Annotated in this window: 12 protein-coding genes and 1 riboswitch; of the genes, 6 read left to right on the forward strand and 6 right to left on the reverse strand. The window is 70.3% G+C overall.

Annotated features, from left to right (window positions below; translation table 11 throughout):
• Window positions 1-129: 129 nt before the first annotated feature.
• Complete coding sequence (locus tag ACIRGB_RS00990) at window positions 130-1,605, reverse strand: sensor histidine kinase (RefSeq protein WP_403857186.1); 1,476 nt, start codon at window positions 1,603-1,605, stop codon at window positions 130-132.
• A gap of 428 nt (window positions 1,606-2,033) precedes the next feature.
• Entirely contained in the window at window positions 2,034-2,678 is a 645-nt protein-coding gene (locus ACIRGB_RS00995) for a TetR/AcrR family transcriptional regulator (RefSeq protein ID WP_403857189.1), read from the reverse strand.
• Window positions 2,679-2,774: 96 nt separating this feature from the next.
• Here ACIRGB_RS00995 and ACIRGB_RS01000 point away from each other — a divergent pair, with 96 nt between their 5' ends.
• Both ACIRGB_RS01000 and nagB read left to right on the forward strand, forming a co-directional pair.
• The gene (locus ACIRGB_RS01000) at window positions 2,775-3,527 is read left to right on the forward strand and encodes an SDR family oxidoreductase (RefSeq protein ID WP_403857192.1); all 753 of its coding nucleotides are present in this window, start codon (window positions 2,775-2,777) and stop codon (window positions 3,525-3,527) included.
• 162 nt (window positions 3,528-3,689) lie between these two features.
• Window positions 3,690-4,475 carry a glucosamine-6-phosphate deaminase gene (gene nagB, locus ACIRGB_RS01005; RefSeq protein WP_403857195.1) on the forward strand — a complete coding sequence of 262 codons (786 nt, stop codon included), beginning with the start codon at window positions 3,690-3,692 and terminating at the stop codon, window positions 4,473-4,475.
• Window positions 4,476-4,679: 204 nt separating this feature from the next.
• Here the strand turns inward: nagB and ACIRGB_RS01010 are convergent, their stop codons facing one another.
• The 4 genes from ACIRGB_RS01010 to dasA form a co-directional block, all read right to left on the reverse strand.
• Window positions 4,680-6,164, reverse strand: a complete 1,485-nt coding sequence (locus ACIRGB_RS01010) for a glycoside hydrolase family 3 protein (RefSeq protein ID WP_403857198.1) — start codon at window positions 6,162-6,164, stop codon at window positions 4,680-4,682.
• 8 nt (window positions 6,165-6,172) lie between these two features.
• On the reverse strand, window positions 6,173-7,003 hold the full coding sequence (locus ACIRGB_RS01015; protein ID WP_403857201.1) for a carbohydrate ABC transporter permease: 831 nt from the start codon (window positions 7,001-7,003) through the stop codon (window positions 6,173-6,175).
• A complete protein-coding gene (locus tag ACIRGB_RS01020; protein WP_403857204.1) occupies window positions 7,000-7,986 on the reverse strand; it encodes a carbohydrate ABC transporter permease in 987 nt (328 codons plus the stop codon). Before ACIRGB_RS01020 ends, ACIRGB_RS01015 begins: the two co-directional genes overlap by 4 nt.
• 88 nt (window positions 7,987-8,074) lie before the next feature.
• Window positions 8,075-9,352 carry a N,N'-diacetylchitobiose ABC transporter substrate-binding protein DasA gene (gene dasA, locus ACIRGB_RS01025; protein ID WP_403857207.1) on the reverse strand — a complete coding sequence of 426 codons (1,278 nt, stop codon included), beginning with the start codon at window positions 9,350-9,352 and terminating at the stop codon, window positions 8,075-8,077.
• A gap of 455 nt (window positions 9,353-9,807) precedes the next feature.
• On the opposite strand from dasA, the gene ACIRGB_RS01030 reads away from it, so the two are divergent.
• The 4 genes from ACIRGB_RS01030 (at window position 9,808) to ACIRGB_RS01045 (ending at window position 13,153) form a co-directional block, all read left to right on the forward strand.
• On the forward strand, window positions 9,808-10,572 hold the full coding sequence (locus tag ACIRGB_RS01030) for a GntR family transcriptional regulator (RefSeq protein WP_003973740.1): 765 nt from the start codon (window positions 9,808-9,810) through the stop codon (window positions 10,570-10,572).
• Window positions 10,573-10,710: 138 nt separating this feature from the next.
• Entirely contained in the window at window positions 10,711-10,968 is a 258-nt protein-coding gene (locus tag ACIRGB_RS01035; RefSeq protein ID WP_403857210.1) for a DUF3311 domain-containing protein, read from the forward strand.
• Window positions 10,965-12,575, forward strand: coding sequence for a monocarboxylate uptake permease MctP (gene mctP / locus ACIRGB_RS01040; RefSeq protein ID WP_403857213.1), 1,611 nt, complete (start codon window positions 10,965-10,967; stop codon window positions 12,573-12,575). The genes ACIRGB_RS01035 and mctP overlap by 4 nt, the downstream gene beginning before the upstream one ends.
• 71 nt (window positions 12,576-12,646) lie before the next feature.
• Window positions 12,647-13,153: a GNAT family N-acetyltransferase gene (locus ACIRGB_RS01045; protein ID WP_403857216.1), complete on the forward strand. Its 507-nt coding sequence runs from the start codon at window positions 12,647-12,649 to the stop codon at window positions 13,151-13,153.
• Between the two features lie 61 nt (window positions 13,154-13,214).
• A riboswitch (cobalamin riboswitch) is annotated at window positions 13,215-13,376 on the forward strand.
• The last annotated feature ends 95 nt before the right edge of the window (window positions 13,377-13,471 follow it).

Genomic DNA, 13,471 nt, shown 5'->3' on the forward strand with positions numbered 1-13,471 from the left:
GCGCAGTACCCCCCGATGCGCATCGGACGATGTATCGCACGAGCACTGGCCTCGGACCTTCACCGGTCCGGGGCTTTTTGCTGCGCCCGAGCCCTTACGTTCCGTTACGTTCCGTGCCGCTTCCGCGCCCTACTTCGCGGCGGGCACCGGGATGTCGAGGATCACCCGGGTGCCGCGCTCCGGGGCGGGGACCATGTCGAAGGTGCCGCCCAGCTCGCCCTCCACCAGGGTGCGGACGATCTGCAGGCCGAGATTGCCGGAGCGGTGCGGGTCGAAGCCCTCGGGCAGGCCGACGCCGTCGTCCTGGACGGTGACCAGCAGCCTGGCCTCCTTCGTCGTGCCGCCGCGCACCGCGGCGACCTCGACCGTGCCGGTGTCGCCGTCCCGGAAGCCGTGCTCCAGGGCGTTCTGGAGCACCTCGGTCAGGACCATGGACAGCGGGGTGGCGACCTCGGCGTCGAGGATGCCGAAGCGTCCGGTACGCCGACCGGTGACCTTGCCCGGCGAGATCTCCGCCACCATCGCGAGCACGCGGTCGGCGATCTCGTCGAACTCCACGCGCTCGTCCAGGTTCTGGGAGAGCGTCTCGTGCACGATCGCGATCGAACCCACCCGGCGGACGGCCTCCTCCAGCGCCTCGCGGCCCCGGTCGGACTCGATGCGCCGGGCCTGGAGGCGCAACAGGGCCGCCACGGTCTGGAGGTTGTTCTTCACCCGGTGGTGGATCTCCCGGATCGTGGCGTCCTTGGTGATCAACTCGCGTTCACGACGGCGCAGTTCCGTCACGTCCCGCAGGAGCACCAGCGAACCGATGCGGGTGCCCTTGGGCTTGAGCGGGATGGCACGGAACTGGATCACCCCGTCGTGCGCCTCGATCTCGAACTCGCGCGGGGCCCAGCCGCTGGCCACCTTGGCGAGTGCCTCGTCCACCGGCCCGCGGGAGGGGGCGAGTTCGGCGGTGGTGCGGCCCAGGTGCTGGCCCACCAGGTCGGCGGCCAGGCCCATGCGGTGGTAGGCCGACAGGGCGTTCGGCGAGGCGTACTGGACGATGCCGTCGCCGTCGACCCGGACCAGGCCGTCGCCGACGCGGGGCGAGGCGTCCATGTCGACCTGCTGGTTCTCGAACGGGAAGGCGCCGGCCGCGATCATCTGGGCCAGGTCCGAGGCGCTTTGCAGGTAGGTCAGCTCCAGGCGGCTGGGGGTGCGCACGGTGAGCAGGTTGGTGTTGCGGGCGATGACCCCGAGGACGCGGCCCTGGCGGCGTACGGGGATGGACTCGACGCGGACCGGGACCTCCTCGCGCCACTCGGGGTCGCCCTCGCGCACGATGCGGCCCTCGTCCAGGGCGGCGTCCAGCATGGGGCGCCGGCCGCGCGGGACGAGGTGGCCGACCATGTCGTCCTGGTAGGAGGTGGGCCCCGTGTTGGGCCGCATCTGCGCGACGGAGACGTAGCGCGTGCCGTCCCGGGTGGGGACCCACAGGACCAGGTCGGCGAACGAGAGGTCGGAGAGAAGCTGCCACTCCGAGACCAGCAGATGGAGCCACTCGAGGTCGCTGTCGTCGAGCGCGGTGTGCTGGCGTACGAGTTCGTTCATGGAGGGCACGGGCTGAGCGTACCTGGCGGTACGGACAGTGATCGAGACCAGTCACTCCGCACGGCTCCCCCGCCCCGGGGCGCGGCCCGGAAGGCCCCCGGAAACACCCGCGGGCCGCGGCGCCTGAGAGGGACCCTCAACCCTCCCGGCACCGCAGCCCGGAGCAACATCGGCCGTGGGGTGTGCGGTCCCGGTCGGCCGAAGGATGAGGAGCCGGGGCAGTCAGGGCAGAGAGCTCCGGTTCCTCGGTCCGTCCTCCTGTGCGGGGAGGACGGAAGCCTGACGATCACCTTGCGCGAGCGACACGGTCGGTGCCTCGCTGACCATTGTGGACTAGACCACTAACCGTGTCCATGCGGTGGACGTTGTTTGTTGTTGGTGACTTCTGCCGGCCGCACCGCCGTCCGGGCAGCCGCCAGAAGCCTAACCCTGATGGCTCAACCTCGGGGCCAGACCGCCAGGGCAATTTCCGCGAGTGCCTCCAGCTCCGTCCGGCTCGCGCCGTCGCGCGCCTGCTGGGACATGCCCTGGATCATCGCGCCGGTGTACCGGGCGAGGGCGGCGGCGTCGGTGTCCGGCGGCAGGACGCCCTCGTCCACGTCGGCCGCGATCCGGCGCTCGATGGCAGCGATGTTGGCGTTGCGCCGCTCCCGCAGGGACTCCTCGACCTCGGCGGTCGAGCAGTTGGCGGCCGCGTGGATGACGAGGCAGCCGTGCGGCCGGCCGGGGGCCGTGTACTCGGCGGCGGCCTCGCGCAGCATCCTCTCTATGCCGGCGCGCGCGGTCGGCTCCTCGGCGAGGGCCCGGTCGCCGAAGGAGCCGTACCGCACGCCGTACTCCTGGACGACCTCCTCGAAGAGCGAGCGCTTGTCGCCGAAGGCGGCGTAGAGGCTCGGGGCGCCGATGTCCATGACCCGTGTCAGGTCGGAGACGGACGTGGCCTCGTAGCCGTGCTCCCAGAACGCCAGCAGCGCGGCCTCCAGCGCCGTCGCCCGGTCGAAGGAACGCGGACGGCCGCGGGTCCTGGCCGCACCGCCCCGAGCAGGCGTCCCGGACCGTTCGCTCTTCTCACCGCTCACCATGGAGTGCATTTTATAGCGCCCACTAGAAAAAGTCCGCCCGGCTCCTGTACGGTCATTTCTGTAGCGACCACTAGTAAATACGAAGGGGGCGCCGGGATGGGCGCGCTTGCGGGCAGGACGGCACTCGTCACAGGGGCGAGCAGGGGCATCGGGCGGGGCATCGCGGAGCGGCTGGGCCGCGACGGCGCGCGGGTCGGGGTGCATTACGGGAGGAGCGAGGCGGCGGCGAAGGAGACGGTCGCCGCGATCGAGGCCGCGGGCGGCTCGGCGTTCACGGTCAGGGCCGACCTGGCCGCTCCGGGTGCCGCCGAGGCACTGTGGGAGCAGTTCGACAGACACGCCGACGGCCTGGACGTCCTGGTGAACAACGCGGGGATCGGCAACACCCGCCCCATCGGGGAGATAGGGGAGGCGGAGTACGACGCGGTCTTCACGGTCAACGTGAAGGCGCCGTTCTTCATCCTCAAGCACGGCATGGACCGGCTGCGCGACGGCGGCCGGGTCGTCAACATCTCGTCGGGCCTGGCGCGCACGGCCGTGATGCCGGACAACATGGCGTACGCGATGACGAAGGGCGCGCTGGACGTGTTCTCGCGCGACCTCTCCAAGGTGCTGGGCGCCCGCGGCATCACGGTGAACTCGGTGGCGCCCGGCATCATCGACACGGACAACACGGCCGAGCTGCTGTACGGGAGCGCGGACGGCTGGGAGCAGGCGGCCGCGCTCTCCGCGCTGGGCGGGGTGGGGTCGGCCGCCGAGGTGGCCGACGTCGTCGCGTTCCTCGCCTCGCACGGAGGCCGGTGGGTCACGGGAAGCTGGGTGGACGCCACGGGAGGTTCACTGACCTGACACCACTGTCGGCATACCACCGCCGGCACACCACCGTCGGCACACCACCACTCGACCGACCGTTTCGGCGCGACCGCGGGGCCCTGCTCTGTTAGATTGGTCTAAACCACATAGCCAGTCCCGGGCCCCGGGTGAGTCCTCTCTTCGAAACGGCAGGCCAGCGTGGAAGTTGTCATCGTTCCCGATGCCAAGGCGGGCGGCGAACTCATAGCCGAGGCCATGGCGCAGCTGCTCCGGCGCAAGCCCGACGCCCTGCTCGGGGTGGCCACCGGCTCGACGCCGCTGCCCGTGTACGAGGCGCTGGCGGCCAAGGTGCGCTCGGGTGCCGTGGACACCGCGCGGGCGCGGATCGCCCAGCTCGACGAGTACGTGGGGCTGCCCGCGGAGCACCCGGAGTCGTACCGCTCGGTGCTGCGGCGCGAGGTGCTGGAGCCGCTGGGCATCGGCATGGACGCGTTCATGGGTCCCGACGGGACGGCCGCGGACGTGCAGGCGGCGTGCGAGGCCTACGACCGGGCGCTCGGCGGGGCCGGCGGGGTCGACCTCCAGCTGCTGGGCATCGGCACCGACGGGCACATCGGTTTCAACGAGCCGTGCTCCTCGCTCGCCTCGCGGACGCGGATCAAGACCCTGACCGAGCAGACCCGGGTCGACAACGCGCGCTTCTTCGACGGCGACATCGAGCAGGTGCCGCACCACGTGATCACCCAGGGCATCGGCACCATCCTGGAGGCCCGGCACGTGGTGCTGCTGGCCACCGGCGAGGGCAAGGCCGACGCGGTCGCCGCGAGCGTCGAGGGGCCGGTCGCGGCCGTGTGCCCGGCCTCCGCGCTGCAGTTGCACCCGCACGCCACGGTCGTCGTCGACGAGGCCGCCGCGTCCAAGCTGAAGCTCGCCGACTACTTCCGGCACACCTACACCCACAAGCCGGACTGGCAGGGCATCTGACGCTCCCCCGGCTCTCCCCCGTCCCGCGCAGGGCCTCGCGGGACGGTCACTCACCTGGCGAAGGCGCCGGTTCCCCACGGGGACCCGGCGCCTTCGTGTGTCAGGACCGCACCCGCCAGGCCCGCGCCACCGCGCCGCCCCGCACGCCGAAGGCGCCGGCCCCGTGACGGGACCAGCGCCTTCGGTGGGCCGGCGAGGTGTGGGTCAGACGCCCGCGAGGGCCTCCGCCGCCGCTCGGCCGCAGACGCGGGCCGCGCCGTGGGTGGCGAGGTGGACGGCGCCGCGGGGCGCCGCACGCGGGACGCCCATCTCGACGACGACCGTGTCGGGGCGGGCCGCCAGCAGGACGTCCAGGGCCGCCGCCATCCACGGGTGGCGGTGCTCGTCGCGGACGACGGCGACGATACGGCGGGCACCCGCCGCGGCCAGCGCCTCGCGGCCGGCGTCGGCCCCGTTGAAGCTGCCGGTCTCGGTGCCCGGCAGCAGGCGGCACAGCTCGGCGGCCACGCCCCACGGCGTCTCGTCGCCGACCGCGATGTTCGCCACCGGGGTGAGCGCGGCGACGTACGGCGGCTCGGTGAGGGGGGCCGAGTCCCCGGTGACGCGCAGCGCGCGACGGGCCGCGCGCAGCCCCACGTCGCCGTCGGCGGCGTCCGCGGCCCCGTCGGCGGGACGGTTCGCCGCGGCCCAGCGGGACAGGGACCGGACGCGTTCCGCCGCGTCGGCCAGGCGCTCCTCGGGCAACTCACCGGCCCGCACCGCCTCGACCAGCGCGTCGCTCAGCCGCCGTACGGTGCCCTCGTCGTGCAGACCGCCGCCCACGCAGATCGCGTCGGCACCGGCGGCGACGGCCAGGACGGTGCCGCGCTCGATGCCGTACGTGCCCGCGATGGCCTTCATCTCGATGCCGTCGGTGACGACGAGCCCGTCGTAGCCCAGCTCGCCCCTGAGCAGGTCGGTCAGGATGCGGCGGGACAGCGTTGCCGGGCGGTCCGGGTCCAGGGCCGGGACCAGGATGTGGGCGCTCATCACCGCGCGGCTGCCGGCCGCGACGGCCGCGCGGAACGGGACCAGGTCGCGCTCGGCGAGCACGTCGGCGTCCACGTCGATGCGCGGCATGGCGTGGTGGGAGTCGATGCCCGTGTCGCCGTGGCCCGGGAAGTGCTTGGCGCAGGTGGCCACGCCCGCGGACTGCATCCCGGTGATGTAGGCCGCGGTGTGCCGGGCGACCAGGTCGGTGTCGGCGCCGAAGGCGCGCACGCCGATCACCGGGTTGTCCGGGTTGGAGTTCACGTCGGCGGACGGCGCCCAGTTGAAGTTGACGCCCGAGGCGGCGAGCCGGCGGCCGAGTTCCGCGGCCACCGCCCGGGTGAGCCCGACGTCGTCCACCGCGCCGAGGGCGTGGTTGCCGGGGAAGGAGGAGCCGGTGCGCACCTCGAGCCGGGTGACGTCGCCGCCCTCCTCGTCGATCGCGACCAGCAGGTCCTCGCGCTCGGCGCGCAGCTGGGCGGTCAGGGCCGCCACCTGCTCGGGCGAGGTGACGTTGCGTCCGAACAGGGCGACGGAGGCCAGCCCTTCGCCGATGCGGCGCAGCAGCCAGTCGGGGGCGGTGGTGCCGGCGAAGCCGGGCTGGAGGACGGTGAGCGCGTCGCGCGTGAGGGTGTCGGTGGCCCTCGCGAGGGTCGTCATCGGGGGTGCTATCCCTTCACGGCGCCGGCGGCCAGCCCGCTGACGGCCCTGCGCTGGAGGTAGACGAAGAGGATCAGGATCGGGACGGCGAACAGGGAGGAGGCGGCCATGGTCGCACCCCAGTTGTCGCCGAAGACGGTCTGGAAGCTGGTCAGCCACAGCGGCAGGGTCTGCGACTCCGCCTCCTTGTTGACGACCAGGACGAGCGGCAGCTCGTTCCAGGCGGTGATGAAGCCGAACATCGAGGTGGACATCAGGCCCGGGGCGAGCAGCGGCAGGATGACGCGGCGGAAGGCCTGGACCCGGGTGCAGCCGTCGACCATCGCGGACTCCTCCAGCTCCTTCGGCACGGCGGCGACGAAGCCGCGCAGCGTCAGGATGGTGAAGGGCAGGATCATCATCATGTAGAAGAGCGTGAGCGGCACCAGGCTGTTCAGCATGGAGGCGTCGCGCACGATCATGTAGATCGCGATGACCATGACTTCCCAGGGCGCCATCTGGGCCAGCATGAAGCCGACGATGAAGCCGCGCCGCCCCTTGAACCGCATCCGCGCCAGGGCGAAGGACCCGGCCAGCGCGATGATCAGCGAGAAGACGACCGCGCAGACGGTGACGATGAGCGAGTTGCTCACGTACGTCCAGAAGTGGTCGGCCTCGGTCGCGGTCTTGAAGTGCTCGAAGGTGACGTCGGTCGGGAACCAGACCGGGTCCTCCGAGATGATGTCCCCGGTCGGCTTGAAGGCCGTGGCGAACATCCAGTAGACGGGGAAGACGAGGCCGATGAACAGGACGACGGCCGTGACGTTGGGCCACACGCGGCCGAAGAGCGAGCGCTTCACAGCTCGTCCTCCTCTTGCTTGAGCACGATCCTGAGGTAGTACGCGGTCAGGCCGAGCAGGATCAGGATGGTCAGGACCGCGATCGCCGCGCCCATGCCGTAGTGCTGGTTGCCGACGCCCTCGATGTAGGCGTAGACGGGCAGGATCTCGGTGAGACGGTCCGGTCCGCCGCCGTTGAAGGTGTAGACCTGCACGAACGCCTTGAAGATCCAGATGATCTCCAGGAACGTCGTGGCGTAGAGGAACGGGCGCAGGAACGGCAGGGTGACCGAGGTGAAGCTGCGCCAGGTGCCGGCCCCGTCGAGGGCGGCGGCCTCGTACAGCTCACCGGGGATCGTGGTGGTCGCCGCGTACAGGTTGATCGCGACGAACGGGACGGACATCCACACGATCAGCACGGTGACGACGAAGAAGGTCGAGAACTGGCTGCCGGTCCAGCTGAAGTCGGCCATGGAGTGCCAGCCGAGCTTGTCGAGCACCCAGTTGACGACGCCGAAGCGCTGGGCGAAGAGCCACTGGTAGACGGTGGTCGCGGCGACCACCGGCATGGCCCACGCCAGGACCAGGCCGATCATCAGCACGAACCGCATCGCTCTGCCGAGGCGGGCGAGCAGCAGGCCGATCAGACCGCCCAGCACCACGGTGAGGACGACGTTGACCGCGGTGAAGACGATGGAACGGAGGGTGACGCGCCAGAAGTCCTCGCCGGTGAGGACCTCCTTGTAGTTGTCGAAGCCGGTCCACTCGGTGACGTGCTGGATCAGCTGCGCCATGTTGAGGTTCTGGAAGGACAGCAGGCCGTCCTTCAGCAGCGGCCAGCCGAGCAGCAGCACGGTGGCCGCGGCGGCGGGCAGCAGCAGCAGATACGGCGCCAGCGCGCCGGCGCGCGACGCCGCTCTCGCTCGCGGCCCGCCGGTTCCCCCACCGTCCGCCTTGCGGACGTCCGACGGGCCTGAGGGCGGCCGTTCGGTCTGCACGGTCATGCTCGGGGTCTCTCTCTTCTCGACCTGTTCACCTCGACGCCGGGGCGGGGGCCGTGGTGTGTCAGCCCCCGCCCCGGCTCACCCGGTGCTACTGCTGCTGCGCCAGGCGCTTGTTGAACTCGCCCTCGACCTGCTTGGCGGCCTCGGCCGGGGACTTCCCCTTCATGACGGCCGTCAGGTACGTCTTGATCGGGTTCGGGTCGTTCTCCACCGCGGCCCACTCCGGGATCAGCGGGGTGGTGTCACCGGTACCGGCGGCCGGCGCGGCGGCCTCGGCGGCGGCGTTGCCCTTCAGGTTGCTCTGCAGCGCCTCCTTGTTCGGGATGACGCCGTTGGCCTTGGCCAGGCCGCCCTCGAACTTGTCGGAGAGCGCGAGCTTCAGGAACTCCTTGGCGAGGTCCTGCTTCTTGCTGCCCGCGGCGACGGCCAGGTTGGAGCCGCCGAGGAAGACGCCCTCGGGCTTGTCCGCCGTGGGGCCCGGGATGGTGAAGTAGCCGAGGTCCTTCTCGATCGCCGGGTTGGTGGCGATCGCCGTGGCGCCCTCCCAGCCCATGCCGATGAAGGAGCCGGTCTTGCCCTTGGCGAAGATCTCACCCTGCTGCGGGGTGGCCTCGTCCTTGTCCTTGGGCGCCTTGGACAGGTCCTGGAACTTCTTGTAGGTCTCGGTGGCGGCGGCGACCTTCGGGTCGGACAGGTTGGAGACGTACTTGTCGCCGTCCTTCTTGACCAGTTCGCCGCCCTCGCCGATGACCAGGCCCACGAAGTGGTACCAGTTCTGGCCGGGCAGGTAGATCGGCTCGGCGTCGGTCTTCTCGCCGATCGTCTTGAGGTCGTTGTAGAACTCGTCGCGGGTCTTGGGCAGTTCCTTGATGCCCGCGTCCGCCCAGATCTTCTTGTTGTAGACGACGACGCGGTTGACCACGAACCACGGGGCCGCGTACTGCTTGCCGTCGAAGACGGCGGACTTGTTGAGGGACTCGGACCAGTCGGTGCCGATCTCGCTCTTGAGGTCGCTCAGGTCCGCGAGGCCGCCGGTCTTGGCGTAGGCGGGGGTCTGGGTGTTGCCGATCTCGAAGACGTCGGGCGGGTTCTCCTCGGAGAGGGCGGTGGTCAGCTTCTGCTGGATGCCGTTCCACTTCTGGATCTCGAACTTGACCTTGGCCTTGGTCTTCGCCTCGAACTCCTTGGCGAGGTCCGCCTGCCAGTCGTCCGGCGAGGAGCCGTCCATCACCCAGACGGTCAGCGTCTCGCCGGCGTAGCCGTCGGCCCCGGCCTTCTTGCCGTCGTCGTCGCCGTCGCCCCCGCATGCGGCGATGGAGACCATCATGCCCGCGATACCGATCGCGGCTATAAGCTTGCGCTTCACGCCAACCCTCCTCAGGGATGCCACACAACCCCCCTGCCTCCCCGCGGTTGCTCGTCGACGCGGACCGCCCATGGGGCCGGGACCTGGACCAATGGTGTAGACCAGTACGGGGAGCTTGGCCCAGACCAATAGGACTGTCAAGGGTGTTCAAACTCCGTCCCGGCGTCCGTGATGGGACCGAGATATGCAGGGACCTTTCATTGCGCAAGCGACAGATCGGGCGGACCGGGACCGGGTGTACCACCTCCCACCGAATGCGGTGCGGGGATGGCTCCGAACGCGCGTACCAGCGGCGTCCGACGCGCCTGTGGACTAGACCAAGGGTGTTCCCGCGGGTATACAGAAGGGATCACGGAGCGTGCGGGGGCCATCCCGGCACGAAGCCGTGCCACGATGTGAGCCGTGGCCGACAGGGATAGCGGTCGCTTCGGCACCCGGAGCCGGGAAGGCAGAGCATGAGCACCGACGTCAGCAGTGCGGAGAACGAGGGTGGGGCGACCGTCCGTACCGCGCGCGTGCCCAAGTACTACCGTCTGAAGAAGCATCTGCTCGACATGACCCGGACCCAGACTCCGGGCACACCGGTCCCGCCGGAGCGCACCCTCGCCGCCGAGTTCGACACCTCGCGCACCACGGTGCGCCAGGCCCTGCAGGAGCTGGTCGTCGAGGGGCGCCTGGAGCGCATCCAGGGCAAGGGCACCTTCGTCGCCAAGCCCAAGGTGTCGCAGGCCCTGCAACTCACCTCGTACACCGAGGACATGCGGGCCCAGGGTCTCGAACCCACCTCGCAGCTGCTGGACATCGGCTACATCACCGCCGACGACCGGCTCGCCGGACTCCTGGACATCACGGCCGGCGGCCGGGTGCTGCGCATCGAGCGGCTGCGCATGGCCAACGGCGAGCCGATGGCCATCGAGACCACCCACCTCAGCGCCAAGCGCTTCCCCGCCCTGCGCCGCTCCCTGGTGAAGTACACGTCCCTCTACACCGCGCTCGCCGAGGTGTACGACGTCCATCTCGCCGAGGCCGAGGAGACCATCGAGACCTCCCTGGCCACCCCGCGCGAGGCCGGCCTGCTCGGCACCGACGTGGGCCTGCCGATGCTGATGCTCTCCCGGCACTCGCAGGACCGCACCGGCCAGCCGGTGGAGTGGGTGCGCTCGGTGTACCGGGGCGACCGCTACAAGTTCGTGGCCCGCCTCAAGCGTCCCCAGGACTGAGGGGTGCCGCTCCCCTCCGGCACGCGACATTGCGGTTGAGGACCGATATACGGACGAGGTCTTCCGCTCTCTTGACGCCGTCACCTACATTTTCGTGCGCACTGCACCAGGTGATCAGCGAGGGGACGGAGCCACCGCATGTCACAAGCCCCAGAAGTGAACAGAGGGCCGACGGTGACGCCGGTGCGCGTCGTCATCGCCCTCTGCCTTGTCGCACCGTTCGTCGCCATGCTGTGGGTCGGTTCGTACGCCAAGTCCGACCCCGACTTCATCGGCATTCCGTTCTTCTACTGGTACCAGATGGCGTGGGTACTGATCTCCACCGTGCTGACGGTGATCGCGTACAAGCTCTGGCAGCGTGACCAGCGCGCCCGCCGGGAAGGCGGGGCCAAGTGAACGACGGCGTGAACGGCGTCGCACTCGCCGTCTTCATCTTCTTCTTCGTCCTCGTCACCGCCATGGGCTTCCTGGCCGCCCGCTGGCGCCGGGCCGAGAACGAGCACAGCCTCGACGAGTGGGGCCTCGGCGGCCGCTCGTTCGGCACCTGGGTCACCTGGTTCCTGCTGGGCGGCGACCTGTACACGGCGTACACCTTCGTGGCCGTCCCGGCGGCGATCTACGCGGCGGGCGCGTCCGGCTTCTTCGCGGTGCCGTACACGATCCTGGTCTACCCGCTGATCTTCACCTTCCTGCCCCGCCTGTGGTCGGTCTCGCACAAGCACGGCTACGTGACGACCTCGGACTTCGTGCGCGGCCGGTTCGGCTCCAAGGGCCTGTCGCTGGCGGTGGCCGTCACCGGCATCCTGGCGACCATGCCGTACATCGCGCTCCAGCTGGTCGGCATCCAGGCCGTCCTCGACGTGATGGGCGTCGGCGGCGGCGAGGACACCAACTGGTTCGTCAAGGACCTGCCGCTGCTGATCGCCTTCGGCGTGCTGGCCGCGTACACCTACTCGTCGGGACTGCGCGCCCCCGCGCTGATCGCGTTCGTGAAGGACACGCTGATCTACATCGTCATCGCGGTGGCGATCATCTACATCCCGATCAAGCTGGGCGGGTTCGACGACATCTTCGCGTCGGCGAGCGACAAGTTCACCGAGGCGGGCAAGGGCGGAGTGGTACCGGACGCGGGGGGCCAGTGGACGTACGCGACCCTGGCGCTCGGTTCGGCCCTCGCGCTGTTCATGTACCCGCACTCGATCACCGCCACGCTGTCCTCGCGCAGCCGTGAGGTGATCCGCCGCAACACCACGATCCTGCCGCTGTACTCGCTGATGCTGGGCCTGCTCGCGCTGCTCGGCTTCATGGCGATCGCGGCCGGGGTCAAGGTGGAGAACGGCCAGCTGGCGATCCCGCAGCTGTTCGAGAACATGTTCCCGGACTGGTTCGCGGGCGTGGCCTTCGCGGCGATCGGCATCGGCGCCCTGGTCCCGGCGGCGATCATGTCGATCGCGGCCGCGAACCTGTTCACCCGCAACATCTACAAGGACTTCATCAAGCCCGACGCCACCCCGGCACAGGAGACGAAGGTCTCCAAGCTGGTGTCGCTGCTGGTGAAGGTGGGCGCGCTGATCTTCGTCCTGGGCATGGACAAGACCGTCGCGATCAACTTCCAGCTGCTGGGCGGCATCTGGATCCTGCAGACCTTCCCGGCCCTGGTCGGCGGCCTGTTCACCCGCTGGTTCCACCGCTGGGCGCTGCTCGGCGGCTGGGCGGTCGGCATGGTCTACGGCACGGTCGCCGCCTACGGTGTCGCCTCGCCGACGCAGAAGCACTTCGGCGGCTCCTCCGACGAGATCCCCGGCATCGGCGAGATCGGCTACATCGGTCTCACCGCCTTCGTGCTGAACGTCCTGGTCACCGTGGTCCTGACCTTCGTCCTGAGGGCGGTCAAGGCGCCCGACGGCGTCGACGAGACCAAGCCGAGCGACTACACGGCGGACGCCGGCGACCCCGGCGTCCAGGTGGAACTGCCGCCGGCCACGGCGGGCAGCTCGCACTAGCGGCGCTCCTCAGCGGGCCGTCGGAGAAATCCGGCGGCCCGTTGTCGTACCCGTCGGGCACACTCGGCGTCATGGACTTCGTGATCCGACAGGCGACGGCCGAGGAGTACGACACCCTCGGCGAGATCACCGCGCAGGCCTACCTGCGCGACGGCCTCCTCGACTTCGGGGAGAGCGACTCCTACCTGGACGAGCTGCGCGACGTGGCCAAGCGGGCGGCGGCCGCCGAGGTGCTGGTCGCCGCGGCGGAGGGGCGGGTGCTCGGCGGCGTGACCTTCGTGCCGTCCGGCGGCCCCATGGCGGACATCGCGCGCCCCGGCGAGGCCGAGATACGCATGCTCGCCGTCGCCCGCGAGGCACGCGGCCGCGGGGCCGGCGAGGCCCTGGTGCGGGCCTGCCTCGACCGCGCCCGGTCCGTGCCGGGCTGCGCGAGCATCGTGCTGTCGACCCAGCGCACCATGCACACCGCCCACCGCCTCTACGAACGCCTCGGCTTCGTCCGCACCCCCGCCCGCGACTGGAACCCTGTGCCGGAGCTGGACGACATCATGCTGCTCACCTACGAACTGGCGCTCTGACACCGGCCCGAGACGACGTACTGACACGCCGTCCGGACACAACATCTGGGGGTGCCGGCGGAGCCCGGCACAAGATGTATGCTCGTGCTCGCTGTCGCCGCAGGGGAATCCGGTGCGAATCCGGAACTGTCCCGCAACGGTGTACTTGCGTGCATCCGTACGTCTTCGCACGTGCGCGCACGCCTGTCCAGTCCGAGGACCTGCCGACAGTGCGCCCGGCCGCCTTGGCCCGGGTGCCATGACGTCCGGGCCTCGTGGAGTGGGCCGGTGGACGCGACGCCGTGCGCGCTCGTGAGCCCCCCTGCCCTCCGCCAGGCC

Source organism: Streptomyces sp. NPDC102490 (genome assembly GCF_044765285.1).
Taxonomy (GTDB): Bacteria; Actinomycetota; Actinomycetes; order Streptomycetales; family Streptomycetaceae; genus Streptomyces.